The 26,871-nt window shown below is 71.8% G+C and carries 22 protein-coding genes; 7 read left to right on the top strand and 15 right to left on the bottom strand.

Translation table 11 applies throughout. The features are described 5' to 3' along the window. Window positions 1-17 precede the first annotated feature (17 nt). Window positions 18-722 carry a DUF4191 domain-containing protein gene (locus ABEA87_RS12585; protein ID WP_345629092.1) on the bottom strand — a complete coding sequence of 235 codons (705 nt, stop codon included), beginning with the start codon at window positions 720-722 and terminating at the stop codon, window positions 18-20. A 60-nt stretch (window positions 723-782) separates the two neighbouring features. Continuing rightward, window positions 783-1,718 carry a lipoyl synthase gene (gene lipA, locus ABEA87_RS12580; RefSeq protein WP_345629090.1) on the bottom strand — a complete coding sequence of 312 codons (936 nt, stop codon included), beginning with the start codon at window positions 1,716-1,718 and terminating at the stop codon, window positions 783-785. 177 nt (window positions 1,719-1,895) lie between these two features. Here lipA and ABEA87_RS42595 point away from each other — a divergent pair, with 177 nt between their 5' ends. Next, a complete protein-coding gene (locus tag ABEA87_RS42595; protein ID WP_425570874.1) occupies window positions 1,896-2,333 on the top strand; it encodes an amino acid--tRNA ligase-related protein in 438 nt (145 codons plus the stop codon). A 165-nt stretch (window positions 2,334-2,498) separates the two neighbouring features. Then, window positions 2,499-3,269 (top strand): Clp protease N-terminal domain-containing protein, encoded by a 771-nt coding sequence (locus tag ABEA87_RS12570; RefSeq protein ID WP_345629089.1) that lies wholly within the window; start codon window positions 2,499-2,501, stop codon window positions 3,267-3,269. 95 nt (window positions 3,270-3,364) lie between these two features. Here ABEA87_RS12570 and lipB read toward each other — a convergent pair whose 3' ends face one another. Then, complete coding sequence (gene lipB / locus ABEA87_RS12565; protein ID WP_345629087.1) at window positions 3,365-4,033, bottom strand: lipoyl(octanoyl) transferase LipB; 669 nt, start codon at window positions 4,031-4,033, stop codon at window positions 3,365-3,367. Window positions 4,034-4,196: 163 nt separating this feature from the next. Between lipB and ABEA87_RS12560 the strand changes: the two genes are divergently transcribed. Further along, window positions 4,197-6,311, top strand: a complete 2,115-nt coding sequence (locus ABEA87_RS12560) for an MMPL family transporter (protein WP_345629085.1) — start codon at window positions 4,197-4,199, stop codon at window positions 6,309-6,311. Window positions 6,312-6,412: 101 nt separating this feature from the next. Here ABEA87_RS12560 and ABEA87_RS12555 read toward each other — a convergent pair whose 3' ends face one another. The 4 genes from ABEA87_RS12555 to lpdA all read right to left on the bottom strand — a co-directional run bounded on the left by ABEA87_RS12555 (window position 6,413) and on the right by lpdA (window position 12,457). Further along, complete coding sequence (locus ABEA87_RS12555; protein WP_345629083.1) at window positions 6,413-8,200, bottom strand: DUF2079 domain-containing protein; 1,788 nt, start codon at window positions 8,198-8,200, stop codon at window positions 6,413-6,415. After that, entirely contained in the window at window positions 8,197-9,087 is an 891-nt protein-coding gene (locus tag ABEA87_RS12550; RefSeq protein WP_345629081.1) for a TIGR01777 family oxidoreductase, read from the bottom strand. The genes ABEA87_RS12555 and ABEA87_RS12550 overlap by 4 nt, the downstream gene beginning before the upstream one ends. A 91-nt stretch (window positions 9,088-9,178) precedes the next feature. After that, a complete protein-coding gene (sucB, locus tag ABEA87_RS12545; protein ID WP_345629079.1) occupies window positions 9,179-11,020 on the bottom strand; it encodes a 2-oxoglutarate dehydrogenase, E2 component, dihydrolipoamide succinyltransferase in 1,842 nt (613 codons plus the stop codon). Between the two features lie 54 nt (window positions 11,021-11,074). Further along, complete coding sequence (lpdA, locus tag ABEA87_RS12540; RefSeq protein ID WP_345629077.1) at window positions 11,075-12,457, bottom strand: dihydrolipoyl dehydrogenase; 1,383 nt, start codon at window positions 12,455-12,457, stop codon at window positions 11,075-11,077. Between the two features lie 170 nt (window positions 12,458-12,627). On the opposite strand from lpdA, the gene ABEA87_RS12535 reads away from it, so the two are divergent. Continuing rightward, window positions 12,628-12,954, top strand: coding sequence for a hypothetical protein (locus ABEA87_RS12535; RefSeq protein WP_345629574.1), 327 nt, complete (start codon window positions 12,628-12,630; stop codon window positions 12,952-12,954). A 46-nt stretch (window positions 12,955-13,000) separates the two neighbouring features. Here the strand turns inward: ABEA87_RS12535 and ABEA87_RS12530 are convergent, their stop codons facing one another. The 3 genes from ABEA87_RS12530 to ABEA87_RS12520 form a co-directional block, all read right to left on the bottom strand. Beyond that, entirely contained in the window at window positions 13,001-14,551 is a 1,551-nt protein-coding gene (locus ABEA87_RS12530) for a leucyl aminopeptidase (RefSeq protein WP_345629076.1), read from the bottom strand. A 286-nt stretch (window positions 14,552-14,837) separates the two neighbouring features. Continuing rightward, window positions 14,838-15,644, bottom strand: a complete 807-nt coding sequence (locus ABEA87_RS12525; RefSeq protein WP_345629074.1) for an adenosylcobinamide-GDP ribazoletransferase — start codon at window positions 15,642-15,644, stop codon at window positions 14,838-14,840. After that, complete coding sequence (locus tag ABEA87_RS12520; RefSeq protein WP_345629072.1) at window positions 15,637-17,550, bottom strand: bifunctional adenosylcobinamide kinase/adenosylcobinamide-phosphate guanylyltransferase; 1,914 nt, start codon at window positions 17,548-17,550, stop codon at window positions 15,637-15,639. Before ABEA87_RS12520 ends, ABEA87_RS12525 begins: the two co-directional genes overlap by 8 nt. 151 nt (window positions 17,551-17,701) lie before the next feature. On the opposite strand from ABEA87_RS12520, the gene ABEA87_RS12515 reads away from it, so the two are divergent. Together ABEA87_RS12515 and ABEA87_RS12510 are read left to right on the top strand one after the other, a co-directional pair. Then, complete coding sequence (locus ABEA87_RS12515; RefSeq protein WP_345629572.1) at window positions 17,702-17,902, top strand: hypothetical protein; 201 nt, start codon at window positions 17,702-17,704, stop codon at window positions 17,900-17,902. 7 nt (window positions 17,903-17,909) lie between these two features. After that, window positions 17,910-18,704 carry a site-2 protease family protein gene (locus ABEA87_RS12510; RefSeq protein WP_345629070.1) on the top strand — a complete coding sequence of 265 codons (795 nt, stop codon included), beginning with the start codon at window positions 17,910-17,912 and terminating at the stop codon, window positions 18,702-18,704. A gap of 215 nt (window positions 18,705-18,919) precedes the next feature. On the opposite strand, the gene ABEA87_RS12505 is transcribed toward ABEA87_RS12510, so the two are convergent. Together ABEA87_RS12505 and ABEA87_RS12500 are read right to left on the bottom strand one after the other, a co-directional pair. Beyond that, on the bottom strand, window positions 18,920-19,918 hold the full coding sequence (locus tag ABEA87_RS12505) for an aldo/keto reductase family protein (protein ID WP_345629068.1): 999 nt from the start codon (window positions 19,916-19,918) through the stop codon (window positions 18,920-18,922). A gap of 62 nt (window positions 19,919-19,980) precedes the next feature. After that, complete coding sequence (locus tag ABEA87_RS12500; RefSeq protein WP_345629066.1) at window positions 19,981-21,720, bottom strand: WG repeat-containing protein; 1,740 nt, start codon at window positions 21,718-21,720, stop codon at window positions 19,981-19,983. Between the two features lie 39 nt (window positions 21,721-21,759). Between ABEA87_RS12500 and ABEA87_RS12495 the strand changes: the two genes are divergently transcribed. Beyond that, a complete protein-coding gene (locus ABEA87_RS12495) occupies window positions 21,760-22,989 on the top strand; it encodes a hypothetical protein (RefSeq protein ID WP_345629064.1) in 1,230 nt (409 codons plus the stop codon). A 489-nt stretch (window positions 22,990-23,478) separates the two neighbouring features. Here the strand turns inward: ABEA87_RS12495 and ABEA87_RS12490 are convergent, their stop codons facing one another. The 3 genes from ABEA87_RS12490 to nadA all read right to left on the bottom strand — a co-directional run bounded on the left by ABEA87_RS12490 (window position 23,479) and on the right by nadA (window position 26,868). Beyond that, window positions 23,479-24,081 (bottom strand): DUF3043 domain-containing protein, encoded by a 603-nt coding sequence (locus ABEA87_RS12490; protein WP_345629570.1) that lies wholly within the window; start codon window positions 24,079-24,081, stop codon window positions 23,479-23,481. A gap of 142 nt (window positions 24,082-24,223) precedes the next feature. After that, window positions 24,224-25,549: a UDP-N-acetylglucosamine 1-carboxyvinyltransferase gene (murA, locus tag ABEA87_RS12485; protein WP_345629063.1), complete on the bottom strand. Its 1,326-nt coding sequence runs from the start codon at window positions 25,547-25,549 to the stop codon at window positions 24,224-24,226. Between the two features lie 152 nt (window positions 25,550-25,701). After that, window positions 25,702-26,868, bottom strand: a complete 1,167-nt coding sequence (gene nadA, locus ABEA87_RS12480) for a quinolinate synthase NadA (protein ID WP_345629061.1) — start codon at window positions 26,866-26,868, stop codon at window positions 25,702-25,704. Window positions 26,869-26,871 lie beyond the last annotated feature (3 nt).

The following is a 26,871-nucleotide window of genomic DNA, read 5'->3' as shown; positions in this document are numbered from 1 at the left end:
GCGGTGGGGCGCCCCGGTTAGCGCATCCGGCCGCCGCCGCGCGGCATGTTCTGCGGACGCATGTTCTTCGGGATCGCGCCCCGGGGCATCTGCGGCCGGGCGGACAGCGCCTTGAGCCGGGTCTCCAGCGCGTTGACCTCTTTGCCCGTGATCGTGCGCGGCAGCTTCATCAGCGTCATCCGCAGCTTCCCGAGCGGAATCTCACCCTCGCCGTTGCCGATGACGAAGTCGCGCAGGTCGGTCGTGCCGATGACCTTCGAGAGCCGGCGCTTCTCCTGCCCGAGCAGGCTGCGTACCCGGGACGGGTTGCCCTCGGCCAGCAGGACCACGCCGGGCCGGCCGATCACCAGGTGGACGAAGTCGAACTGGGTGGTCGACGCGATCGCCGGGGTCACCCGCCAGTCGCCCCGGCGCATCATCGACTCCACGATCTGCGCCGCGGCACCCGGCTGCCCCTCGGCCTCGGTCATCATCGCCTTGTCGGACCGGTACCTCAGCACGATGAGCACGGCCAGCAGCGCCACGAGCACGCCGATCACCAGATAGGCCCAGCTGAAACCCACCGCGAACAGGACGCCCGCGATGGCCAGCGGTGCGACGACCGCGACCGCCACCAGCGGGACGAACAGCTTGTCGCGCTTGGCGGTGAACGAAAAGACCATCCCGATCTGCCGGAGTCGTTGAACGAACCCGACCTTCTCCGGCTCTGCTGCCTTTGCCATGGCGCAGAGTCTAGTGGTCGCCGCCTACCTGGGACCGTCGGGACGGCAGACCGCCAGGGGTCAGTCCGTCGCGGCCCGGGCCTCGACCGCCTGCTGGAACAGCCGGCCCGCGCGGTAGGAGGAGCGAACCAGCGGGCCGGACATCACTCCGGCGAAGCCGATCTCCAGTGCCTCCTCGCGCAGCTCCACGAACTCCTCCGGCTTGACCCAGCGCACGACCGGGTGATGGCGGGGGGTGGGGCGCAGGTACTGGGTGATGGTCAGCAGCTCGCAGCCGGCGTCGTGCAGGTCGCGCAGCGCCTGGGAGACCTCTTCCCGCTCTTCGCCCATGCCCAGGATCAGGTTGGACTTGGTCACCATCCCGGCCGCCCGGGCCTGGGTGATGACGTCCAGCGACCGCTCGTACCGGAACGCGGGCCGGATCCGGCGGAAGATCCGGGGCACCGTCTCCACGTTGTGGGCCAGCACCTCGGGCCGCGCGCCGAACACCTCGGCGAGCTGGTCCGGGACACCGTTGAAGTCTGGGATCAGCAGCTCCACCCCGCAGCCGGGCAGTAGAGCGTGGATCTGGCGGACGGTCTCGGCGTACAGCCAGGCGCCACCGTCGGGCAGGTCGTCGCGGGCGACCCCGGTCACCGTCGCGTACCGCAGGCCCATGGTGGCCACCGACTCGGCCACCCGGCGCGGCTCGTCCGCGTCGAACTCGGCCGGCTTACCGGTGTCGATCTGGCAGAAGTCGCAGCGGCGGGTGCACTGGTCACCACCGATGAGGAAGGTGGCCTCGCGGTCTTCCCAACATTCGTAAATGTTCGGGCAGCCGGCCTCCTGGCACACGGTGTGCAGACCCTCTCGCTGCACCAGCCCGCGCAGCTGGGTGAACTGCGGCCCCATGCTCGCTTTGACCTTGATCCACGACGGCTTGCGTTCGATGGGGGTCTCGGCGTTTCGGGCCTCGATGCGCAGCAGGCGGCGGCCCTCGGGAGCGACAGTAGTCACGACGCCGAGACTACGCCGGTAGCGCCCGAAAGCGACCGCCAGCGGGCCTTACGCGACGAGGGTCACGTCCGCCGGACCGGGTGCGGGGCCCGGACCAGCCGATCGACGACGGGTGATCCGCGACACGAATCCGCGTGCGACCCGGTAACCGTCCGGCTACCGTGCTGGGCAACGGTGATGACGGAACCGAGTAGCGCACCGATCCGCCAGCACCGAGAGCCGCCGGCAGCTGGAAAGGCGGCCTGGCGCCGGCGCGTGAAGACACTCCCGAGCCGCAGTTCGACCAATGAGGCCGCCGGTTCGTCCGGCGGTGAAGGTGTGGTGGCACCGCGAGACACCCTTCTCGCCCACACCCTCGAGGGAGGTGTCACATGCGAAGAGTCCTGTCCGACCAACTGCCGGCCCGGGCCGGCGGTCCGGTCGTCTTATCCGGCTGGATCCACCGGCGGCGCGTACTCAAATCCGTGGCGTTCTTATCTCCAGGCGTTCCGGTACGGGATGCCGCCGCATGGCGGTTTCGCGATCGGGCTGGAGCGGTTCGTGGCCAGGCCGCTCGGGCTGCCCCACGTGCAGGCCGCGCTGTTCGCCCGAGACCTGCACCGCCTCACCCCGTAGCCCAGCCCGCACGGCCCGCACGCCCCACACGGCCCCGCGCGCGGATAACTCTCAGATCTTGGTGGCTTTTCCCCCGTGGGAGGAGGGAAAGCCACCAAGATTGCACAGTTCGTGATCGTCAACACGGGATTGACGCAACCCCAGGGTCAAGTCAGACTTGACGCTATGACGCCACTCAACGTGAACCTCCGGCACCTGATCGAACAGCTCGATGTGGATCTGACCGACGCCGATCCGCTGGCCAAGGTCACCGAGGCGCAGCAGCGCGCCCGCAGCCTCAGCGGCATCGGTGACTCGCTCATCGACCACTTCGTGACCAAGGCCCGGGAGGCCGGCACCTCGTGGAGCCAGCTCGGCGAGGCGCTGGGGGTCACCAAGCAGGCCGCGCAGCAGCGATGGCTGCCCGGCAACGTCCGGCAGCCGGCGAACTTCAGCCGGTTCACCCAGCGGGCTCGGCACGTCACGGTACTCGCCCAGGAGCGGGCCCGCGATCTGCGCCACGGCCAGGTGGACACCGAGCACCTTTTGCTCGGTCTGCTCGGGGAGGAGGAGGGACTGGGTGCCAAGGCGGTGATCGAGATCGTCGGCTCGCGGGACGCGGCGGAGCGTGCCGTCCTGACCAGGCTGGCGCCCGGCTCGGAGAACCCGCCGGCGCACATCCCGTTCACCGAGCTGAGCAAGACCGTGCTTCGGGAGGCGCTGAACGTGGCCCTGGAGATGCGGCACAACTACATCGGCACCGAGCACATCCTGCTCGGCCTGCTGCGCACCACCGACGGAAAGGCGGCCGAGCTGCTCGGCGACATCGGGGTCACCTACCGGGACGCGTACGCCTCACTGATCAAGATGATCACAGCGATTGAGGTGTCCCGGCGCACCCCGGCGAAGGACGCCGGGACCGACCGGGGCGCCGAAGACCCGGGTGCGCAGGCGTGACCGAGGGGGTCGGAGCGGGTCGAGGGGGGCCGCCGGGGAGGCGACACCCGAACCTCGCGGGACCTAGGCGGCTGCCGCTACGGGATCTACAGCGGTCAGCACTGCGGAACGAGCAGTCCGAGGTGGTGCTGCACGATCGGTAGGACCTCGGCCACGCTCACGTCGCGACCGAGCTCGGCGGACAGCGACGTGGTGCCGACATCGCGCAGCCCACACGGAATGATCCGGTCGAAGGCGGCCAGGTCGGGGTCGCAGTTCAGGGAGAAGCCGTGCAGGGTCACCCCTCGGGCGACCCGGATGCCGATCGCGCCGACCTTGCGGTCCGGGCCCTTGTGGTCCGCGGTCACCCAGACCCCGCTGCGTCCCTCGACCCGGGTCGTGGCCAGGCCTAGTTCCCCGCAGACCGTGATCAGCAGCTGCTCGACCCGGCGCACGTAGGCGACCACGTCGATCGGGTCGGGCAGGGTCAGGATCGGGTACCCGACGAGCTGGCCCGGACCGTGCCAGGTGATCTTGCCGCCCCGGTCCACGTCGATCACGGGAGTGCCGTCCATCGGCCGGTCGAGCGGCTCGGTGCGCTTGCCCGCCGTGTACACGCTCGGGTGCTCCAGCAGCAGCACGGTGTCCGGGGTCAGGCCGGCCACCACGGCCTCGTGCAGCCGGCGCTGCTCGTCCCAGGCCTCTTGGTAATCGACGAGTCCGGCATTCACGATCGCCAACGCCGGAGCGTCGTTCGTGACAGCCTGGACAGCGGTACTGGACATGGTTGGGAGCGTAGTCCGGTTCCCGGTGCGCGGCCCCCTCCGGTGCCCCGGCTCACACGCGGCCGAAATCCACCCGTGACCCGCCCCTCGGACCCCGGCATGGCCCACCCGCACCTGGGTAGCCGTCCGGGAATCAGACGATCGAGACGTCGAGGGGGCGTCGATGACCCGGGACAGTGCCGCGCATCACCGGCGCCACCCACTGCGCTGGTTGCTGCCGGCGCTCGCGGTGATCGGCTGGATCGTTATCGCGGGGGCGCTCGGCCCGCTGTTCGGCAAGACCATGGACGTCCAGAAGAACGACAACTCCTCGTTCCTGCCCAACAACGTCGAGTCCACCAAGGTCCAGAACCTGGACAAGAACTTCACCTCGGTCCAGTCCACCCCCGCGATCGTCGTCTACGTCCGGGACTCCGGCCTGACCGCCGGGGACCGGGCCAAGATTCAATCCGACCTACCCCAGATGGCCAGCCACTTCGGCGGCGGTCAACTCACCGGCCCGCCGATCGGCCCGGTCTTCTCTCCGGACGGCAAGGCGGCCCAGGTCGTCCTGGAGTTCGCCACCACCGACCCGAAGACGCTCAAACCCGCCATACCGTGGGTGCGCCACCTGGCCACCGACCGCCCCGGGCTAAGCGCGCACGTGACCGGTCCGGCCGGCATCCTCGCCGATCTGATCAACGCGTTCGGCGGCATCAGCGGCGTGCTGCTGTACGTCACCGGCGGCATCGTGCTGGTGATCCTCGTGCTGGTGTACCGCAGCCCGATCCTGCCCGTGGTGGTGCTCGGCTCCGCCGTGTTCGCGCTGACCCTGGCCAACGGCCTGGTCTACCTGCTGGCCAAGCACGACGTGATCACCCTCAACGGGCAGAGCAACGGCATCCTCGACGTGCTGGTGCTCGGCGCGGCCACCGACTACGCGCTGCTGCTGGTCTCCCGGTACCGGGAGGAGTTGCGCCGGTACCGGGACCGGTTCGACGCCATGCGGGCGGCGCTGCGGGCCGCGGCCGAACCGATCGCGGCCAGCGGCATAACGGTGATCATCGGCCTGCTCTGCCTGCTCACCTCCGACCTCAAGTCCAACCGGAGCCTGGGTCCGGTCGGCGCGATCGGCATCGCCTGCTCGATGCTGGCCATGCTCACCGTGCTGCCCTCGATCCTGGCGCTGCTCGGGCGGGCCGCCTTCCTGCCGTTCCGGCCACATTTCGAGTCCCACCCGGCCGAGCAGCATGGGGTCTGGTCGCGGGTGGCCCGTTGGGTCGGCCACCGGCACCGGCCGATCTGGATAGTCACCACCCTGGTGCTGGCCGGGCTCGCCGGCGGCATCGTGCAGCTCAACGCCAACGGCATCCCGGAGGATCAGTCGTTCACCAAGAACGTGGACTCCAAGGTCGGGATGGGGGTACTCAGCGAGCACTTCCCGGCCGGCGCCGGATCACCGGTGGAAGTGATTTTCCAGGCCGATCACCTGCAGGCGGTGTTGGCGGCGGTACGGGGCATTCCGGGGGTGGCGCAGGCGGCCCCGTTCACCGGGCAGCAGGCCGGGCCCGGTGCTCAGGCCGGACCGCCGAAGGTCGCGGGAGGCCTCGCCCTCGTGGACGCGACGCTCAACGAGGCACCCGACTCGCCGGCGTCGTACCGTACCGTGCGGGCGATGCGGGCGGCCGTGCACGCCATACCGGGGGCACGGGCCCTGGTCGGCGGGTTCACCGCCACCAACCTCGACGTGCAGGACACCGCCAAGCGGGACCGCGACGTGATCATCCCCATCGTGCTGGTGGTGGTGTTCGTGGTGCTCCTGGTGCTGCTGCGCTCCCTGGTCGCCCCGCTGGTCCTGGTCGCGACCGTGGTGCTGTCCTTCTTCGCCACGCTGGGCGTGTCCGGGTATGTGTTCCACAACCTGTTCCGGTTCGCCGGGGCGGACTCGGCGTTCCCGCTGTTCGCCTTCGTGTTCCTGGTGGCGCTCGGGGTCGACTACAACATCTTCCTGATGAGCCGGGTGCGGGAGGAGGTCTCCGCGCGGGGCCACCGGGCCGGCATCCTGGCCGGGTTGACCGTCACCGGCGGCGTGATCACCTCGGCCGGCGTGGTGCTGGCCGCCACGTTCGCCGCGCTGACCGTGATCCCGCTGGTGTTCCTGGCCGAGGTCGCGTTCGCCGTCGCCTTCGGCGTGCTGCTCGACACGCTGGTGGTGCGGTCGCTGCTGGTACCGGCGGTGCTGATCGACATCGGTCGGCCGGCCTGGTGGCCGGGCAAGAACTGGCGCGCCGCGCCCTGACGGTGGGGCGACGGCGGGGGCGACGATCGAGCGCCCACGACGGCCGCCGCGACCACGACGGCCACCGCGATAGCGGCGGCACCGCGGGCCGGCGGCCGGCGCTACGGCACCTTCCAGAGCCAGACGTCGTCCACCTTCTGCGGCGGGCCGAACAGCGTGGTCGCCGCGGCGAGCAGCTTCCCAGCGTTGGGAGCCCACTTGTCCCCGGGCCCCGGCGTGGACATCACGATCAGCTTGGCGTGCCAGTACGCCAGGTCCTGCTTGGCGTGCAGCTCGTCCAGGCTGGTGAGCTGCAGCTGGGCGCCGGTCAGCGCGATGGTGGAGAGCGTGTCGTAGGTCGGCCGGGGCACCGGACCGATGCGGCTGCGCCCGTCCGGGCCGCCCGGGCCGAGGAAGAACCCGGCCGGGATGGCGAAGCCGAAGTTCGTCGCGGTCTGCCAGCGCTGCCCGTTCGGCAGCAGATCGGACGGCGGCGGCACCGGTACCAGCGTCTGTCCACTGTGGATGTACTGGCGGTAGGTACCGTCGGTGAAGAAGGCCGGTACCGGGTCGCGCTGCGCCGCCGGGATCGGTAGCGGCACGATCGGCAGCAGCGCCACGGTGAACCCGGCGATCCACGTGTTGCGCCGCCTGGGCGTAAGCGTCAGGGCGCGGTCCAGTGCGAAGGCCAGCAGCAGGCCGATGATCGGAATGAGCACCAGATCCACCCGGGCCGGCAGCGCCGAGTTGAAGATCGGCAGGTGGATCAGGGCCGCGTACGGCAGCGGTACCGGCGGGCTCCACGATCCGATGTGCAGCCGTGGGCCGAGCGCCAGCACCGCCAGCACCAGCGCGGTGATGCCCATCGCGCGCACCACCGGCCGGCGCCACATCACCACCACGCAGACCACGGCGAGGATCACCAGCAGCGGCCCGAAGAACGTGGTCTCCTCGGTGAAGTTCGGCGCCAGGCTGTGCCACAGCCCGGCCAGCCGCGCCAGGGACAGGTACGGGACGGCCACGTAGGAGGCCAGGTTCTCGCTGTGTACCCGCTGATCGAAGCCGATCCCGTGGTACCGCTGCGGCCCGGCGAACTCCATGTACAGCGGGTAGGCCAGCAGCACCAGGCTCACCACGCCGGCGGCCACCAGCCCGCGCACGAAATTGGGCGCCTGCGCACGGGCGGCGGACCTGCGCATCCAGGCCCACAGCGCCACGAACAGGGCAAGTCCCAGCGCCACGAAGAACAGCATCTCCGCACCGATGGAGAACTCCAGCACCACCAGCACACCGAGCAGTACCCCGCCACGCACCGGGTGCCGGCCGCCGCCCAGGCGCAGGACGCACAGCACGATGAACGGCACCAGGAACTGGCCGGTGAAGTTCAGGTGGGCGTTGGCGTGCGAGACCATCCCCGGGGCGAAGCCGCAGAACAGGCCGCCGAGCACCGCGGCGGCCCTGGTCCGGGTGATGTGCCGGGACAGCACGTAATACCACGCGAACGGGGTGAGGATCAGGTTCAGCGTCAGCACGACCAGGAACGCCACCGACGCGCCCAGGGTCAGCGTGATCGGGGCGACCAACCCGCCCACCACGACCATCGAGGTGTTGACCGCGAGGTTGACCCCGATCGGCACGTTGAGCAGCGTGGTCCAGAACGGGTTGTTCAGGTGGGTGAGCGAGTGCGCGGCGTAGGTCAGCAGCCACTCGAAGAGGGCCTGGTCGCCCCGGTTGTGCAGCACCACCCGCTGGTTCGGGTCGACCCACAGCTGCCAGGTCAGGTAGAGCGCGCCGGCCACGCAGGCGGCCAGGACGGCCAGGTCGTACCGGCGACCGGTGGGCCGCCGGGCGGCCGCGGGACGCGGCGCCGGCGCGCTGGAGTCGGCGGCCTCCTCGACCAGGGCCGTCACTTACCCACCACCCATCGCAGCGCGGTTTCCAGGTCCCGGTGCTCGTACCGGAACTCCGCGGCCCTCAGCGCACCCGGCAGGACACGCTGGCTGGCGACCGCCTCGTTGGCGAACTCCCCGGCGGCGACCCTCAGGACCGGCGCCGGTACCGGCAACAGGGCCGGCCGGCCGAGCACCCGCGCCAGGGTACGGGTGAACTCCGCATTGCGCACCGGCGCCACACCGGTCAGGTTGACCGCCCCGGCGACCTCGGTCCGCAGCAGGAACTCGATCGCCGACAGCTCGTCGACCAGCGAGACCCAGGGTATCCATTGCCGGCCGGAGCCCAGCCGGCCACCCAGCCCGATCCGGAAAAGCGGCATCATCGGCTTGAGGTACCCGCCTCCGGGCCCGAGGATCACGCCGCTGCGCAGGCACACCACCCGCACCCCGGCGTCCTGCGCGGGTGCGGTCGCCGCCTCCCAGGACACGCAGAGCCGGGCCAGGAAGCTGGAGCCGGGCGGCGCGCTCTCCTCGACCTCGTCATCGCCCGTGTCGCCGTAGTAGCCGACCGCGGAGGCGTTGATCAGCACCCGTGGCGGGACCCGGGCGGCCGCCACCGCCTTCGCGATCGTCGAGGTGGCGTTGATCCGGCTGGACCGCAGCAGCTTCTTGAACTGGTCGTTCCACCGCTGGTCACCGACGCCCACCCCGGCCAGGTTGATCACCGCGTCCGCGCCGTCGAGTACCCCGGGGTCCAGTTCGCCCTGGTTGGGCCGCCAACCGACCTCGGTGGGGCCGTTCGGCTCCCGCCGGACCAGCCGCACGACGTCGTGCCCGGATTCGCCCAGCCGCTTGACCAGGGGCTTACCGATGAAACCGGACGCTCCGCCGATGATGATCCGCATGCCGTCCATCCTCGCCGAGAATGCGACGTGGCGCCCGCGCGTACCGCGCGGGCGCCACCGATGGCGTACCAGGTAACAGCGGGGCAGGGCCTCAGAGGCCCAGGTCGGCCTCGAAGTTGCCGGCCTCCAGGCGCTCCTTGATGGTGCTCAGGAACCGGGCCGCGTCCGCGCCGTCCACCAGCCGGTGATCGTAGGACAGGGCCAGGTAGACCATGGACCGCGGCACGATCACCTCGCCCAGCTTCGGGTCGGTCACCACCACCGCGCGCCGCACCACGGCGCCGGTGCCCAGGATCGCGACCTGCGGCTGGTTGATGATCGGAGTGTCGAACAGCGCGCCCCGGCTGCCGGTGTTGGTCACCGTGAACGTGCCGCCGGACAGCTCGTCGGGGCTGATCTTGTTGCTGCGGGTGCGGTCGGCGATGTCGCCGATCCGCCGGGCCAGCCCGGCCAGGTTGAGGTCGCCGGCGTTTCGGATCACCGGTACGACCAGGCCGCGCTCGGTGTCCACAGCCATGCCCAGGTGCTCGGCGTCGTGGTACGTGACGGTGCCGGCCTCCAGGTCGATCGAGGCGTTGACGTTCGGGTGTACCCGCAGTGCCTCGACCGCGGCCAGGGAGAAGAACGGCAGGAAGGACAGCTTGACGCCCTCACGCCGCTGGAACTCCGCCTTGGCCTGGTCGCGCAGCTGGGCGATCCGGGTGACGTCCACCTCGACCACCGTGGTGAGCTGCGCGGAGATCTGCAGCGACTCGACCATCCGGCGGGCGATGAGCGCGCGCATCCGGGGCAGCTTCTCGGTGCGGCCGCGCAGCGGGCTCGGCTGCGGCTGAGGCTTCGAGGCCGGGGCGCTCGGAGCCTTGGCCGCGGTCTGTGCCCGGGCGGCCTCCTCGGCCGCGCGGCGGGCCTCGGCCGCGTCCAGCACGTCCTGCTTGCGGATCCGGCCGCCGACGCCCGTGCCGCGCAGGGCCCCGAGGTCGACGCCCTGCTCCGCGGCCAGCTTGCGGACCAGCGGCGTGACGTAGCCGGCCTCCTCGCCGCCACCGTTGGCCGAGGCCGTCTGGTGGACGGTCGGGGTCGGCGCGGGAGCCGTGGCCTGATCGGCGGCGGGCGGCTGAGCCGCCCGCACCTGAGCCTGGGTGGTCGGCGTAGCCGGTGCGGCCGGTGCCGCCTGGCGCGGTGCCGGTGCGGCGGGGGCCGGGGTCGGTGCGGCCTGCGGTGCCGGCGCCGCCTGCGGGGCGGGCGCGGCCTGCGGTGCCGGTGCGGCCTGCGGTGCCGGTGCGGCCTGGGCGGGGGCGCCAGAGCCGATCACCGCGAGCTTGGCGCCGACCTCGACGGTCTCGTCCTGGCCGACGGTGATCTCCAGGAGGGTACCGGCGGCCGGTGCCGGGATCTCGGTGTCCACCTTGTCGGTGGAGACCTCCAGCAGCGGCTCGTCGGCCTCGACCTGGTCGCCGACCTGCTTGAGCCAGCGGGTCACGGTGCCCTCGGTCACCGACTCGCCGAGCGCCGGCATGGTGACCACGGTGCCCTCGGCGCCGCCCGAGGACTGCTGGGGCGCGGCCTGCGCGACCGGGGCCGCGGCGGCCGGAGCCTCGGTCTCCGCCGGCTTCTCCGTCGACGGCTCGTCCACCGGGGCGGCGGGCTGCTCGTCGGGCACGGTCTGGGCCGCCGGGGCGGCACCAGTGCTCTCACCCTCGCCCGCGATCACCGCGAGTTCGCTGCCAACAGCGGCGGTCTCGTCCTGCTGCACGACAATCTGGGTCAGTACGCCGGCGGCCGGTGCCGGGATCTCGGTGTCCACCTTGTCGGTGGAGACTTCGAGCAGCGGCTCGTCGGCCTCGACCTGGTCGCCGACCTGCTTCAGCCAGCGGGTGACGGTACCCTCGGTAACACTCTCACCGAGCTGCGGCATGGTGACCGATACCGGCATTTTGTACGACTCCTCGGTTGTGTCTATTGGTTCGGATCGGTCCTTCGGCGTGACCTAGCCGTGCACGTGCAGCGGCTTGCCGGCCAGCGCCAGGTGCGCCTCGCCGAGCGCCTCGCTCTGCGTGGGGTGCGGGTGGATCAGCTGCGCGACCTCAGCCGGGAATGCCTCCCAGTTGTAGATCAGCTGCGCCTCGGAGCTGAGCTCGCCGATCCGGTCTCCGACCATGTGCACGCCGACCACCGGGCCCTCGGGCGCGCGGACCAGCTTGACGAAGCCGGAGGTCTTGAGGATCTGGCTCTTGCCGTTACCGGCCAGGTCATAGGTGAGCGTCTGCACGCCGTCACCGTACAGCTCGCGGGCGCGGGCCTCGGTCAGGCCGACCGAGGCCACCTCGGGGGAGGTGTAGGTGATCCGGGGGATGCCGTTCTCGTCGATCGGGGCCGGGTTCAGCCCGGCGATCTCCTCGGCCACGAAGATGCCCTGGGCGAAGCCGCGGTGCGCCAGCTGCAGGCCGGGGACGATGTCGCCGACGGCGTACACGTTCGGCAGGTTGGTGCGCAGCCGGTCGTCGGTGAGCACGAAGCCGCGCTCCATGTTCACGCCCTGCTGCTCGTACCCGATGTTGGCCGTGATCGGGCCGCGCCCGACGGCGACCAGCAGCAGCTCCGCCTCGAAGACCTCGCCGCCCTGAATGGTGACCTTGACGCCGGAACCGGTGCGCTCCACCTTCTCGAACGGCTTGCCGGTCTTGAACGTGATGCCGCGCCGGCGGAACGCCCGCTCCAGCGCCTTGGAGCTCTGCTCGTCCTCGGGCGGCAGCAGCCGGGGCAGCGCCTCGATGATCGTCACGTCCACGCCGAAGGACTTCCAGGCGCTGGCGAACTCGCAGCCGATCACACCGCCGCCGAGGATGATCGCGGAGGAGGGCACGTGGTCGAGGTTCAGCGCGTGCTCGGAGGTGATCACCCGCTCGCCGTCGACCTCGAGGCCGGGCAGGCTCTTGGAGTACGACCCGGTGGCCAGGATCAGGTTGCGTCCGGTGACCCGCTGGCCGTTGACCTCGACGGTGGTCGGGCCGACCAGTCGGCCCTCGCCCTCGATGACGGTGACCTTGTTGGCCTTGAACAGACCCTGGAGCCCGCGGTAGAGGCGGGCGACGGTCCCGTCCTTGTAGGCGTTGACGCCCTTCATGTCGATGCCGTTGAAGGCCACCTGGACCCCGAACTGCTCGCCCTCGCGTGCCAGGTCGGCGACCTCGCCGGCGTGCAGGAGCGCCTTGGTGGGGATGCAACCCCGGTGCAGGCAGGTGCCGCCGAGCTTGTCCTTCTCCACCAGCGCCACCGACAGCCCCAGCTCAGAAGCGCGGAACGCTGCCGCGTAGCCGCCGCTTCCTCCGCCCAGAATGACGACGTCATGACTGCTGTTCTGGTCGCTCACGTGCCTCTCCCAGGGAAGCGGGCTGTCGCGGGTATGTATCGGAGTACACCCTTGCGCCGGGCAACTACCTCGGCCATCTTGTCACTACCCTGATACGGCTGCGACGTGAGGTGCGCAACGACACGTTTGGGCGGCGTAGCCTTTGTCGAAAGCTCGGGGAGGAGAAGACGGTGGCCTGGTTTCGGCGCCGGGGTGGGTCGGCGGTGGCGTCCGTCGATCGTTCGGCCTACCGTGCCGATCTTGAGTACCTTGAGGAATTTGTCCGCTCTCGCCGCGGTGTCGAGGCGTATCTCGAACCTCGCACCACGGTCACCGAGGACACAGTGATCTTGATTGCCCACGACGGTGAGTGGACGCGGCGGCGGGTGTTCGACCCGGAATCCGCCCGGCAGTTCGCCGCCCGGCTGAGCATTCCGGTCTACGACGTCCGGCTCGTCGGATATCCGCAGCGGATGCGGGAGTACAACCAGCGCCGCAAGAAGGCCGAGGGCAGTTAGTCCCGGTCCGCGGCCGCCGGAGCGGCCGCGGACACCGGGGTCCGGCCTACTCCGAGGCGAACCGATCGATCAGCTCCAGCAGGGTGCGCACCGGGACTCCGGTGCCGCCCTTGGAGAGGTACCCGGCGGGTTCGCCGGAGTTGTAGCTCGGGCCGGCGATGTCGATGTGCGCCCAGTCGACCCCGTCCGCCACGAACTCGGACAGGAACACGCCGCCCTGCAGCATGTGGCCGGCCCGGTCCATGCCGCTGTTGACCTGCGAGATGTCGGCGACGTCGGAGTCCATGCCCTTGCGCACGTCGTCCGGCAGCGGCATCGGCCAGGCCGGCTCGCCCACGGCTTCGCCGGCCTCCCGTACCCGGTCGCACAGCGACGCGGTGCCCATGACTCCGGAGACCCGCTTGCCCAGCGCGATCACCTGACCGCCGGTCAGCGTCGAGGTCTCCAGCAGGTAGTCGGGCTCGTCCTCGCAGGCCCGGGCGATGGCGTCGGCCAGCACCATCCGGCCCTCGGCATCGGTGTTGAGCACCTCGACCTTCTTGCCGCTGTACATGGACACCACGTCGCCCGGCCGGTACGCCGAGCCGGACACCATGTTCTCCGCCATCGGCAGGTACCCGGTGACCGTGACCTTCGGCTTGAGCTCCGCGACCGCGAGCAGGGTGGCCGCGACCGCCGCCGCGCCGGCCATGTCCGACTTCATCTCCCACATGCCCTGGGCCGGCTTGATCGAGACCCCGCCGCTGTCGAAGGTGATCCCCTTGCCGATCAGCGCCACCTTCCGGCGCGAGCCGCGGCTCGGCGTGTACGAGATCCGGACCAGCCGGGGCGGCGCCTCGGAGCCCTGGCCGACCGCGATGATCCCGCCGTACCCGGCCTTCTTGAGCGCCTTCTCGTCCAGCACCTCGACCGTCAGCCCGGCGCGCCGGGCGGCCTCCGCGACTGCCGTGGCGAAGGCCGGCGGCCGCAGTTCGTTGGCGGGGGTGTTCACCCAGTCCCGGGTCTGCGCCACCGCGCGGCCCACCGCGCCGGCCCGCTTGAGCTCGGCGCGGAACGTCTTGTCGGCCGCGTCGGGAACGTGGATCGACACCGCGGTCACCGGGGTCAGCCGCGCCGGTACCGGCGTCGACTTGTACCCGGCGAACCGGTACCCGCCCAGCAGCGCGCCCTCGGCGAGCGCCCGCAGCGCGCCGATCTCCCCGTCCGGCTCCTCGGAGACGGGCAGCGCCAGGGCGACCTTCGCCGTGCCGGACAGCGCCCGCACCGCGTTTGCGGCGGCCCGGCGCAGCGTCTCGGTGGCCGGCAGCGCGCCGACCGGCTCCGGGCCCAGCCCGACGGCCACCACCAGCGGGGAACTGACCGTGCCGAGGGTGGCCAGCTTGGTCACCTCGCCGGTCGTGCCGGTGGCGCCGAGCAGCACCAGCGTGTCCACCAGGCGCCCGTCGAACGCGGCGGCGATGCTCTCCGCACCCGAGGCGAGCAGCAGGGGCGCCGGGGCACCCGGATCCTGGCTGTAGACGCCGATCACGATCGCTCCGACCTGGAGTTCGGCCGGGTCGGTATCGATGAGGTCAAGCGTCGCAAGGCTGGTAGTCACGCGTTATCTCCAGAAGGTCGGTGCAGGGCTTGCGTCGATGCTAATCATCATGGCCGCTCACGTGCGCCGGACCGGGCCGACGGCGCCCTTCCGGGCCGTTCGGGAACCCTCCACGGACCCCGTCCTGGCCCCTTTCGGACGGCGTCGCGGGCAGCGGTGTGTCCGGCGTCTCAGGGTCGGATCTCCACGATTGCCGCGGTACGCCCCAGACCCGCCGATAACCCCGAAGGGGATCTTGTAGTCGGCTTCTCAACGTCCACAGTGGACATCGGTGGGCCGGCTGGGCTCAGCCCAGGACCAGCACCAGGTACGCCACGCCGGTGGCGACCTCCACCAGCGCGCCGAGTACGTCCCCGGTGATCCCGCCCAGCCGCCGCACCGCGTGCCGGCGCACCAGCGCGCTCCCGCCGACCGCGAGGAGCACCGCGAGCGGACCCTGCCAGGGCCGGGCCGGCACCGCGAGCACGGCCAGCGCGGCGACCGCGAGCGTGCCGGCGACCGCCGAGGCGACCCCGACGGTGCCGGCGACCAGGGCGCCCAGCCCCTCCGGCCGAGCCGCCGGTACGCCCCGCCGGCAGGCCCAGGCCACCGCCAGCCGCCCGGTGGCCGTGGCCACCACGATGCCGACCAGCGCGGCGGTCGCCGGCCGGCCGGCCAGCGCGGCCACGCCGGCCGCCTGGACGAGCAGGCTCAGCACGATCGCGGCCACCCCGAACGGCCCGACCTCGGGGCTCTTCGTGATCTGCAGCGCGCGGTCCCGGTCCGCGTACGAGCCGAGCCCGTCCACGGTGTCGGCCAGCCCGTCGATGTGCAGGCCCCTGGTCAGCGCCAGACCGAGCGCCACGGTCGCGGCGCCGAGTACCAGCGCCGGGGCCGCCAACTCCCGCAGCCCCAGCGCCACCCCCGCCAGTACCGCGCCGAGCAGCCCGCCGACCAGCGGTGCGCCGGCCATCGCCACGCCGGCCGAGGCGCGGTCCACCCGGCCGGCCCGCAGCGGCAGCACGCTGAACGTGGTCAGCGCCAGGCGCGCCCCGTCCACCAGCGAGCCGGCGGCGGGGCGGGCCCGGGAACCCGGAGCGCCGGGGTCAGACACTGTCCACGATGGACAAGGTGGATTGGATCAGGGGCAGCGCGGCCAGGGCCGCCGCCCCCTCGCCGAGGCCGAACCGCAGATCCAGCAGCGGGGTGATGCCGAGCAGGTCCGCGCCGGCCTTGACCGTCGGATGATCGCCGTGCTCGGCGAGCAGCGCCCAGTGCCGGGTCACCGCGGAGATGTCCCGCGCGGTCACGGCGGCGGCGATGCCCACCGGGCCGTCGATCATGACCGGTACCCGCCGGGCCGACGCACCGACCAGCACCCCGGCCGCCACCGCGATGTCCTCGCCGGCCAGCGCCGAGAGCACCGACCGGGCGTCCCGGGACTTGCCGCGCAGGCCGCGCAGCGCGTCCCGGATGGCGCCGCAGCGGACCATCCAGGCGTCGTCGTCGACCTTGCCGCCGGGCTGATACACCCGGGGAAGCAGGGCGACCAACTCGGTCGTGCCGTTGGCCGCCACCACCGCGGAGGCGGCCGCCTGCTGCCCAGCGCCGGCGGCGGCCAACACCAGCAGGTCGGCGCCCTCGTCGATGGCCGCGTCGGCCAGCTCCAGGCCGCGCCGCAGGGCGGCGTCCACCCACTCCGGCGCCAACGCGGCGCCGGACTCGATCGGCCGGGCGACCATCCGATCGGCCCCGCCCAGATCGATCACGTCCAGCCGCGCGCCGAGCCGCGTGGCCAGCAGGCCCAGCGGTCCGCCGCCCTCCCGGGCCAGCCCGACCCGGTTGGCCAGGGCCGCCGCGTCGTCGCCGGCCGCCACCCCACCGGCATGGTCGCCGTGCAGCAGCAGGACCCGTACCGAGCCGAACGGCCTCGGGGTCTGGGCACCCTGGGCGCCGGCCGCGAAGGTCACCGCTCGGGCCAGGTTGCCCAGCGCGGGGCCGGCGATACCGAGAGAGTCGATGCGCTCCTCGGCGGCGTTGGCCGCGACCTCGTCGGGCAGCGGCAGCGCGTCCTCCGGCTCCACGATCACGCCTTGCGGCAGCACCTTGAGCCTCAGGATCGACCCCGACAGCGCCTCGGAGGGCAGCTCCTCCTCGGGCTCGGTCGCGGGTGGCGTCACCGGCTCGCCGGAGGTCGCGTCGACCGCGGCCGGCTCGGGCACGGCCGGTTCGGCGGGCCCGCCCGGCGCGAGCGGCGCCGTCAGCGGCTCCGCCGGCTCGGTGACGGCCGGCTCGATCACGGTGGACTCGATCACGGTGGACTCGGTCACGGCCGGCTCGATCACGCCGGACTCGGCCACCACGGGCTCGGCCACGGCCGGCTCGATCACGGCGGGCTCGGGTACCGGAGGCATGACCGGCGGGGGCGCCTGGACGAACGGCACCGGCCCGGCCGGCACGGCCGGTGCGGCCTGGGCCGGCTTGAACCAGCTCGGCTGGCCGGCGACCACCAGCGCCACCGCGTCGCAGACCTCCGCCAGCATCCGGTTGGCGGTGCCCACCGCGTCGGCGAACAGGCGCCCCGACTCCGTCGCCGCGACGACGGACATGCCCACCTCGGGCGAGACGATCACGACCCGGGCGGCGCAGCCGGTGACCGCCGCCACCAGGTTCGCCACCGGCTCCCGATCGGTGCCGGCGACCCACCCGCCCTCCTCCAGCACGGTGGTCAGCCAGCCGCCGAGGTCGTCGATCAGCAGCGTCTGGTCCGGCTTCGCCTCGGTGAGCAGGTCGGCCAGCCGGGCCGGCGAGGCACCGATCTCCTCCGTGGCCCAGGACGCGGGCCGGCGCAGCCGGTGCGCGTCCAGCCGGGCCGCCCATTCTGGATCATCGGCCACGGGAGTGGCGGTGGCCACATACCGGACCTGTGCGGCGTCGTTAACGAGGGATTCGGCGAACTCGGACTTGCCTGACCGAATCCCGCCGAGCACGAGAATCGAGTGGTACCCGTCCAGCGACATGCTCGTACCCTATGTTCCTCGTGCGCGCGGGACCCGCCCGGCTCCGCCGGCACGGCTAGGCTTGCCATCGCGGCCTGTCTCGCTTTCGCGGGGCGCGGGCCGGGGCTGCCGGCGAGCGGGTCGGCGCATGACGAGGGAGAGAGAGTCGAGGATGTCCTGGACCTGGCGGTATGAGGACGGTGAGGGTCAGCCGGTCGACGGTCCCGGTGAGGCGTTCACCAGTCAGTCCGACGCCGAGTCGTGGATCGGGCAGAGCTGGCACGACCTGGTCTCGGGCGGCACGGCGACCGCCATCCTGGTGGAGGATGGTCGGGTGGAGTACAGGATGAGCCTCCTGCCGGCCGGCGAGTGAGGATTCGATGACCTACCGCTCGGGAAGGCGGCTGGCGATCGGGGTGCCCCGCGGGGCGTCCCGGCCCAGTCCGCTGTTCCTGTGCATCCTGGCCGTGTTCGTGATCACGGCGTGGACGACCTGGTCCGGCTACGGATCGGTGCGGCTGAACGTCTTCCTGTTCGTGGTGGCCGGCTGGCTGCTGTCGCTGTGCCTGCACGAGTTCGCGCACGCGCTCACCGCGTACCGCTCCGGGGACGCCAGCGTCGCCCAGAAGGGCTACCTGTCGCTCAATCCGCTGAAGTACACCCACTGGCTGCTGTCCCTGGCCCTCCCGCTGTTCTTCCTGATCGTGGGCGGGATCGGGCTGCCCGGCGGCGCGGTCTGGATCGACCGCACCTGGATCCGGGGCCGGCTCAAGGACAGCTTGATCAGCTTGGCCGGCCCGGCCACGAACATGCTGTTCACCGCCGTGCTGGTCCTGCCGTTCGCGTTCGGCGTGAACACCTTCGCCCACCCCGACTTCTGGTCGGCCTGGGCGTTCCTGGCGTTCCTCCAGCTGATGGCGAGCCTGCTCAACCTGGTGCCGATCCCGGGCGTGGACGGCGGCAACGCCCTGCGGCCCTGGCTGTCCCACGACTGGCGCCGAGGCTTCGACGCCGTCGCCCCGTACGGCATGCTGCTCTTCCTCGCCCTGCTCTGGCAGCCCCGGATCAACGCCATCTTCTTCGACGTGGTCGACGGGCTGGCGAACCTGATCGGCCTGCCGCTGGACTTCGCGGACTTCGGCCGGTCGCTGTTCATGTTCTGGCAGAGCTGGTAGCCGCCTCTGGGCAGGGCCGGTAGCGGCGCGGCTCGCGCGGCAGGGCCGCAGGCGGCGGGCAGGTGCGGCAGGCCGGCGGTCCCGGCCGGGGCTCGGAGGCCGTCGAAGCGGCGTCCGGATGAAGCGGGGTCCCGGATGACCAGCGGCGCCGCGCCGGGCCCGTGGGTGTGCCACGGGGCCGGGGCGGCGCCGGTGTGGTCAGACGCGCGACCGGGTCAGGGGCGGGTGGCCGGGCTGACGTTCTTGGCCGGGTCCCGCTCGACCACCGGGTCGAGGATCTCGTCGATCGCCTTGAGCACGCCCGCGTCCAGCTTCACGCCCGCCGCCTTGACGTTGTCCTGCAGCTGCTCGGGCCGGGTCGCGCCGACGATGGCCGACGAGACGTTCTGGTTCTGCAGCACCCAGGCCACGGCGAGCTGGGCCATGGTCAGTCCGGCCTCGTCCGCGATCGGCTTGAGCCGCTGCACCGGGCCGAGCACCTCGTCGGTCAGGAGCCGCTGGATCACGTTGGCGCCGGACTTCTCGTCGGTGGCACGGGAGCCGGCCGGAGCGGGCTGGCCCGGCAGGTACTTGCCGGTCAGTACGCCCTGCGCGATCGGGGACCAGACGATCTGCCCGATGCCCAGCTCCTCCGAGGTCGGTACGACCTCGGCCTCGATGACCCGCCAGAGCATGTTGTACTGCGGCTGGTTCGAGACGAGCTGGATCTTCAGCTCGCGGGCCAGGTCGTACGCGGCCCGGATCTCGGAGGCCCGCCACTCGGAGACGCCGATGTACAGCGCCTTGCCGGAGCGCACGACGTCGGCGAAGGCCTCCATCGTCTCCTCCAGCGGCGTGGAGTAGTCGTACCGGTGCGCCTGGTACAGGTCGACGTAGTCGGTCTGCAGGCGGCGCAGCGAGGCGTTGATCGACTCCGAGATGTGCTTGCGGGACAGGCCACGGTCGTTGACGCCGGGCCCGGTCGGCCAGTAGACCTTGGTGAAGATCTCCAGGCCCTCCCGGCGCTGTCCGGCGAGGGCACGACCGAGTACGGACTCGGCACGGGTCCCGGCGTACACGTCGGCGGTGTCGAACGTGGTGATGCCGAGCTCGAGGGCGGCGTGGACGCAGGCGGTCGCCTGCTCCTCCTCCACCTGCGAGCCGTGCGTGATCCAGTTGCCGTACGAGATTTCGCTGACCATGAGGCCCGATCGGCCAAGGTGTCGGAACTGCATGTACAGACCCTATCGGTCGATGCTCACGTCCGCGTTGCCGGCCGGCGGCGGTGACTACGCGATCACAGCATCGGGCGGGCGTCCACCAGGAGCCGGTCGATCTCCTCGGTGACCGCCATCCGGCTCGGGTGGCTCGGGGAGATGACCATCCGGCCGCGCCGGTCCAGTGCGCCCCAGCGGTGCGCCCCGTCGGTGATCAGGAACGCCACCGGGTGAATGACCAGCGCCGGGTGTACCGGCTCGACCAGCACCCGGCCGGCCCGGTCCACCACGCCCTTGCGGCCGCCAAGCTCCACCACCGCCAGCCCCTCGTCGGAGAAGCCGTCGATGTACCGCCCGTCCGACAGCGCGGTGGCGAACGAGTCGTACTTGAACGGAACCACCGCCCGGCCGATGCCGTCCACGGCCCCCCAGCGTCCGCCCCGGCGTACCGCGGCCATCCCGCGCCGGAACGGCCGGACGTCCTCGAACCCGGTCGAGATGGTGACCGCGTTGGCCTTGTCGATGGCGATCCAGCGCGCTGTCCCGTCCTGAGACACCCAGGCGAGACTGTCGGAGAAGCTGCTCACGCCCAGGTACCCGGCGTCGGACGGGATGAGCGTCTCGCCGGCCTCGTCGATCAGCTCCCACGCCTCCTCGTCCGGCCGCTGCACCCAGGCGACCCCGTCCCGGAACGGCTGGACGTCGGAGTAGAGCGCCGCCACCTTGGTCTCGCCCTCGGCGTCGGTGAAGCCCCACAGGCCGGTCTGCTCGTCCAGCGCGGGGGTCGGCGGGCGGCGGATCTGCAGGATCTCCTCGCGGGTGCGTGGGTACGGGCCCCAGCCGTTCTCGGCGACCTTGCGGAACACCGCGTCCAGCGCCAGCTCGGTGTGCGCGATCATCTCGGGGTCCTCGGTCTTGCGCAGCTCGAGGGCCATCTCGAAATGGTTACATGCCTCGATGTAGCGCCCCTGGTCGTAGGCGCACTTGCCCGAGTGCTGGTACATGGTGGCGCGCAGCCGGTCCGGCAGCTCGGTGGAGTTGGCCAGGGCGAACAGCCGGTCCGCCTCCTCGAATTCGCTGCGCCACTGCAGCACGTGCGCGAGCCGGGCCTGGGCGATGGCGATGCGCCGCAGCTCACCGGTGGCCTCCGCGTGGGCCAGCGCCAGCTTGCCGTCGGCCTGAGCCTTCTGCAGGTCGCCGAGGATCCGGGAGACCACCGCGCGCAGGCTGAGCAGGCGGGCCCGGGGCGCGTTGTCCTCCTGCCCGTTGAGCTTCACGGTGAGCAGTTCCCGGATCTGCTCCAGGCGCTGCTTGTCGTCCGCGACCTCGCGCAGGGTGTTCGGATCGAAGACCCACTCCCAGGTGGACAGGGTCTGCTCCGGATCGGGTCCGCTGACCGCCGGGCCGGCCTCGCCTTCGGCCGAGGGGCCGGGCGGCGCGGAGACCGGCGGCGCGGAGACCGGCGGCGCGGAGACCGGCGGCGCGGAGACCGGCGGCGCGGAGACCGGCGGCGCGGAGACCGGCGGCGCGGAGACCGGCGGCGCGGAGACCGGGGGAGCCGACACCGGGGAAGCGGACACCGGGGAACCGGACACCGGAGCGGCGGAGACCGGCGGTGCGGACACCGGCGGCGAACTGACCGGCTCGACGGGCTCAGGCTCGGGCGCCGGAGCTTCGTACCGGACCCCGCCGGGCGGGGTCGGCGCGGTCAGCGCCTCGACGATGTCCGGGCGCAGCCCGGCCGGGATGCCGTCCCCGCCGGTGAACACCTCGCCGGGCCGGGGCAGCCGGGGCCGACGGATGCTGGGCCGGGGGCTCACCGGTACCGACGCCCGCCCGCCACCGCGTGGCCGACCGGGGTGCGCTTCCGGCCGGCGCCCACCACCGCGGCGGTCGGCGGCGAAGCGCGGATCGTCGTCCCACCGGTGGTCCTCGCCCCGCGGGTCGTCTCCCCGCTGGTCGTCGTCCCGGCGGGTGTCGCCCCAGCGGTCATCGTCGCCGCGGTGATCGATCCAGCGGTCGTCCTCGTCCCGACGATCGACGGCACCGCGCCGGTCGTCGCGGCGGCGGTCGCCTGGGCCGCGCCGGTCGTCGCCGCGACGACCGTCCCGCGGATGGTCGTCGCGAAGGCGTTCGTCGTCGCTTCGGTGGGCGTCGCTCCGGTGGGCGTCACCCCACTGGTCGTCGTCCCAGCGGTCGTCCTCCCACCGGCCGTCGCCCCGACGCTCGGCGGACGGGCGGCGCTCATCGGATTGGCGGCGGTCGTTGCCGCGCCGCGGGTCGGCGGTCCGGCGCTCCTCGGCCAGGCGGCGTTCGTCAACGGGGTACCGGTCGCCGTTCGGGCCGCGTTCGCCGATGAGGCCGCGTTCGCCCCGACGGTCTCCGCCGAGGCGCCGCTCGCCGGCCCGGCGGTCGTCTATTGCCCTGCGGTCGTCACCCGGGCCGCGTTCGCCCCGTCGCGGGTCCTGGCCGGGATGCTCGTCGCGTCCACGGTGTTCGTCGCGACCAGGATTCTCGTCGCGACCACGGTGTTCGTCGCGACCCCGGTGTTCGTCGCGGCCTCGGGGGTCGTCGACGGGAGGGCGCGGTCCGCCCCTGCGTTCGTCGCCCGGACGGCGCGGTGCGCCGCGTCGTCCGTCGGCCGGACGGCGCTCGTCGCCGGGGCGCCGCTCGTCGGCGGCGCGGCGGTCGTCCGGGTGCCGGCGGTCGTCGCCGGCCCAGGGCTCGTCGTCCGCCCAGCGACCATCCTCCCGGCGGTCGTCGGCCCACCGATCATCGTCGTCCCAGTGGGCGTCCGAGGACCGGCGGTCGTCGGCGAACCCGTGGTCGTCGGGGAATCCGCGGTCGGGGAACCCACGGTCGTCCGGGAACCCACGGTCGTCCGGGAATCCACGGTCGTCGGGCCGGCGGGCATCGTCGCCGTCCCAACGCTCCTCCGGGCGTCGCCGGCTCGTCGGGCGGCTGGTGAAGCGGGTCGCGGAGGAGGGATCGGGTGCGGCCGGCTTCCCCGGTCGGGCCACCACGCGCGCGCGGCCTTCGGCGGAGGCCGGCCGCGGACGGTCCTCGTCGGTGTCCTTGTCGCCGGATGACGTCTGGTCGCCCGCCGTCGGGGCATCGGACGGCCGGCGTCCGGGCCGGCGCTCATCCGGTGCCTGGCCGGGCTCGCCGTCCTCGTCCTCCGGCGCGACCCGGACCCACTGCATCGTCGGCACGGTCGCCCACGCCGGCCCGGCCGGCCTGCGCCGGTCTTCGGCGTGATCGTCGCGCTCGGTCACGCAGTGCCACCTCGTCGGTCGAAAACGCGTCCAGCAAACAACAAGAACCGGGTAGATTTACTCGACCCGGTCGCGATGGGAGGGTACGGCGCGGGCAGCGTCACCGCCAAGACAACTCAGCGGATGCCGTTGGACCCCAGTACCATATCGGACTTTGATCGGGCGGGTTAGAGCGGGATTGTGGGGTTGTTCGCTCTATCGGCCGGCGAGCCGAGGGTGCGTCCGCGCGGCCGCGCGGCGATGGACATCGGTGCCGGTCAGTGCCGTGCCCGGCGGTACCTCACCGCCGGGCGCCGTCCGCTCTCAGATCTGGTCGCCGATCTTGACCCGGGGCTTGGGCACCCGCATCCGCCGGAAGCTGATCGACCGCATGACGATGTAGAAGTACAGCGATCCCCAGCGCTCGGTCGCCTTCGGGTGGCGCTCGCTGGCCAGCCGCCGGATCCGGCGTACGACCAGCACCGTGTCCAGGATCAGCGCCACGATCATGACGATGAACAGCACGTTGGCCGCGGCCTTGACTTGCGACGGCATCGACTGGATCGAGGCGACCAGGATGGCGACCAGCGCGAAAATGAAGATTGTGCCGACGTTGCGCCGTGAGTCGATCACGTCCCGCGCGATCGCCCGGATCGGCCCGCGGTCACGGGCGAGCAGGTAGCGCTCGTCGCCGGACATCATCCCGGCGCGCCGCTCCTCGCGGTCCTGCCGCTGCTTCTCCCGGGACCGCTGGAGGGCCTCCTTGCGGTTGGCCGGGGCGGCCGCGACCGGCCGGCGCCCGGCGATGACCCGCTTCGGGGTCGCCTCGCCCTTCTTGGGGGTATACGACCTCGACCGGAGTGACTCCTCCGGTTCGTCGTCGATCACCGACTCGGCGACCTCTTCGACGGGCTTGCGTCGGAACATGGATGGCACGACATGAAGGGTATCCGATATCGGGTGTGCCCGGCTGCCGCGGGCACACCCGGCAGCGGTTGGCTGCGACCGGTCCGGTTCGGTGCGTCCGGTTCGGCGCGTCTGACGCCGCGCGCCCGACCCGGACTACTCGTCAGGCTCGCTCGGCGTGCGCCCCGAGCGCGGCCAGCTTGGAGTCGAAGTCCTCGTACCCGCGGTTGATCAGGTTGACCCCGAAGACGTGCGAGGTGCCCTCGGCGGCCAGCGCCGCGATCAGGTGGCTGAAGCCGCCGCGCAGGTCCGGGATCACCAGGTCGGCCGCGTGCAGCTTGCTCGGACCGGCGATCACGGCGGAGTGCTTGAAGTTGCGCCGGCCGAACCGGCACGGGGTGCCGCCGAGGCAGTCCCGGTACACCTGGATGGTGGCGCCCATGGTGTTCAGCGCGTCGGTGTAGCCCAGCCGCCGCTCGTACACGGTCTCGTGCACGATCGACAGCCCCCGGGCCTGGGTGAGCGCGACCACCAGCGGCTGCTGCCAGTCGGTCATGAACCCGGGGTGCACGTCGGTCTCCAGGGCGACCGCGCGCAGCTCGCCGCCGGGGTGCCAGAACCGGATCCCGCCCTTGGTGGGCGAGTCATCCACCTCGAACGCGCCACCGACCGAGGTGAAGACGTTCAGGAACGTCATCATGTCGACCTGCCGGGCGCCCTTGACCGTGATGTCGCCCTTGGTGGCCAGGGCGGCGCACGCCCAACTGGCCGCCTCCAGGCGGTCCGTGATCGGCCGGTGCGAGTACCCGCGCAGCGACGTCACGCCCTCGATCTCGATCACCCGGTCGGTGTGGACCTTGATGATGGCGCCCATCTTCTGCAGGATGCAGATCAGATCGACGATCTCCGGCTCGACCGCGGCGTTGCGCAGCTCGGTCACGCCCTCCGCCCGGACGGCGGTCAGCAGCACCTGCTCGGTGGCGCCCACGCTCGGGTAGGGCAGCTCGAACTTGGTGCCGTGCAGCCCGTTGGGGGCGGTCAGGTGCAGGCCCTGCGGGGTCTTGTCGACGACCGCACCGAACTGGCGCAGCGCGGCCAGGTGGAAGTCGATCGGCCGGTCGCCGATGTGGCAGCCGCCCAGGTCGGGAATGAACGCGTGACCCAGCCGGTGCAGCAGCGGGCCGCAGAACAGGATCGGGATCCGGCTCGACCCGGCGTGCACGTTGATCTCATCGATCTCGGCGGTTCCCACGTTGGCCGGGTCGAAGACCAGCCCGCCGGCGTCCTCGGTCACCTTGACGCCATGTAGCTCCAGAAGCCCCCGGACCACCTCGACATCGCGGATTTTCGGTACGTCGGCTAGCCGGCTCGGCGTATCGCCTAGTAGGGCGGCGACCATCGCCTTCGAGACCAGGTTCTTGGCGCCCCGCACGGTGATCTCACCGTGCAGCGGTGCGCCGCCGTACACCTTGAGGACGTCGTCCATCACGCGTACCTCCAACGCGAAGTCGGCCACGATGTCTGTGGGGAATGGCTGAATTACGCCCAGTAGTGGCCTTCGAATATCAATCAGATCTCGCGTGGGCAGCATATAAGCATCGACGGCGTGATGTGACGCACAGAGGGTGGAACTACCGAGGGTTAGGGAAGGGCCAACATTTGGTCAAGGGCCAGCCGCGCGTACCGGGCGGTGTCGGGGTCCACCGTGATCCGGTTGGGTACCCGTCCCTCCACCAGCTCCTCCAGCGCCCACACCAGATGCGGCAGGTCGATGCGGTTCATGGTGGAGCAGTAGCACACGGTCCGATCGAGGAACATGATCCTCTTGTCCGGGTGGGCGTTGGCCAGCCGGCGCACCAGATTCAGCTCGGTAGCCACCGCCCAGGCGGAGCCGGCCGGCGCGGACTCGATGGTCTGGATGATGTATTCGGTGGACCCGACCAGGTCGGCGGAGGTCACCACGTCGTGCCGGCACTCCGGGTGCACCAGCACGTTGACGCCCGGCACCAGGTCGCGGATCTGGTCGACGCTGTCCTTGGTGAACCGGCCGTGCACCGAGCAGTGGCCGCGCCAGAGAATCATCTTGGCGTCGGTGAGCTGCCCCGCGGTCAGGCCGCCCTCCGGCTTGTGCGGGTCGTAGAGCACGCAGTCGTCGAGGCCGAAGCCCAGTTCCAGGACCGCGGTGTTCCGCCCGAGGTGCTGGTCGGGCAGGAACAGGACCTTCCGGCCGCGGGAGAACGCCCACTCGAGCGCCCGCCTGGCGTTGGATGAGGTGCAGACCACGCCGCCGTGCCGCCCGACGAAGCCCTTGATGTCGGCGGAGGAGTTCATGTACGTGACAGGCACCACATCCTCGGCCACGCCCAGCTCGACGAGCCGGTCCCAGCAGGCCTCCACCTGCGAGAGCACCGCCATGTCCGCCATCGAGCAGCCGGCGGCCAGGTCGGGCAGCACCACCGCCTGCGCCTCAGTGGTGAGGATGTCCGCGCTCTCGGCCATGAAGTGCACCCCGCAGAACACGATGTACTGCGCGTCCGGCCGGGCCGCGGCGTCCCGGGCGAGCTTGAACGAGTCGCCGGTCACGTCCGCGAACTCGATGACCTCGTCCCGCTGGTAGTGGTGGCCCAGGACGAAGACCCTGTCGCCCAGCGCCGCCTTCGCGGCCCGGGCCCGGGCCACCAGCCCGGGGTCGCTCGGTGCGGGCAGGTCGCCAGGGCAGTCCACCCCTCGCTCGGAGGAGGGGTCACTGCCCCGGCCCAGCAGCAGCAGCGCGGTGGCGGTCGGCGATGGCTCGACAAAGCTCGTCACGGC

Source organism: Rugosimonospora acidiphila, assembly GCF_039543385.1.
Lineage (GTDB): Bacteria > Actinomycetota > Actinomycetes > Mycobacteriales > Micromonosporaceae > Rugosimonospora > Rugosimonospora acidiphila.
Note: the sequence above shows the minus strand (reverse complement) of the source record. Positions and strands in the feature narration are given on the sequence as shown.

Bases quoted from the DNA above. Each gene is read 5' to 3' on its own strand.
- ABEA87_RS12550 (WP_345629081.1), bottom strand. From the start codon at position 9,087: ATGCGGATCATCATCGGCGGAGCGTCCGGTTTCATCGGTAAGCCCCTG.
- ABEA87_RS12560 (WP_345629085.1), top strand. From the start codon at position 4,197: ATGACCCGGGACAGTGCCGCGCATCACCGGCGCCACCCACTGCGCTGG.
- ABEA87_RS12585 (WP_345629092.1), bottom strand. From the start codon at position 722: ATGGCAAAGGCAGCAGAGCCGGAGAAGGTCGGGTTCGTTCAACGACTC.
- sucB (WP_345629079.1), bottom strand. From the start codon at position 11,020: ATGCCGGTATCGGTCACCATGCCGCAGCTCGGTGAGAGTGTTACCGAG.
- ABEA87_RS12515 (WP_345629572.1), top strand. From the start codon at position 17,702: ATGTCCTGGACCTGGCGGTATGAGGACGGTGAGGGTCAGCCGGTCGAC.
- ABEA87_RS12490 (WP_345629570.1), bottom strand. From the start codon at position 24,081: ATGTTCCGACGCAAGCCCGTCGAAGAGGTCGCCGAGTCGGTGATCGAC.
- ABEA87_RS12570 (WP_345629089.1), top strand. From the start codon at position 2,499: ATGACGCCACTCAACGTGAACCTCCGGCACCTGATCGAACAGCTCGAT.
- lipB (WP_345629087.1), bottom strand. From the start codon at position 4,033: ATGTCCAGTACCGCTGTCCAGGCTGTCACGAACGACGCTCCGGCGTTG.
- ABEA87_RS12505 (WP_345629068.1), bottom strand. From the start codon at position 19,918: ATGCAGTTCCGACACCTTGGCCGATCGGGCCTCATGGTCAGCGAAATC.
- ABEA87_RS42595 (WP_425570874.1), top strand. From the start codon at position 1,896: ATGACGGAACCGAGTAGCGCACCGATCCGCCAGCACCGAGAGCCGCCG.
- ABEA87_RS12520 (WP_345629072.1), bottom strand. From the start codon at position 17,550: ATGTCGCTGGACGGGTACCACTCGATTCTCGTGCTCGGCGGGATTCGG.
- ABEA87_RS12510 (WP_345629070.1), top strand. From the start codon at position 17,910: ATGACCTACCGCTCGGGAAGGCGGCTGGCGATCGGGGTGCCCCGCGGG.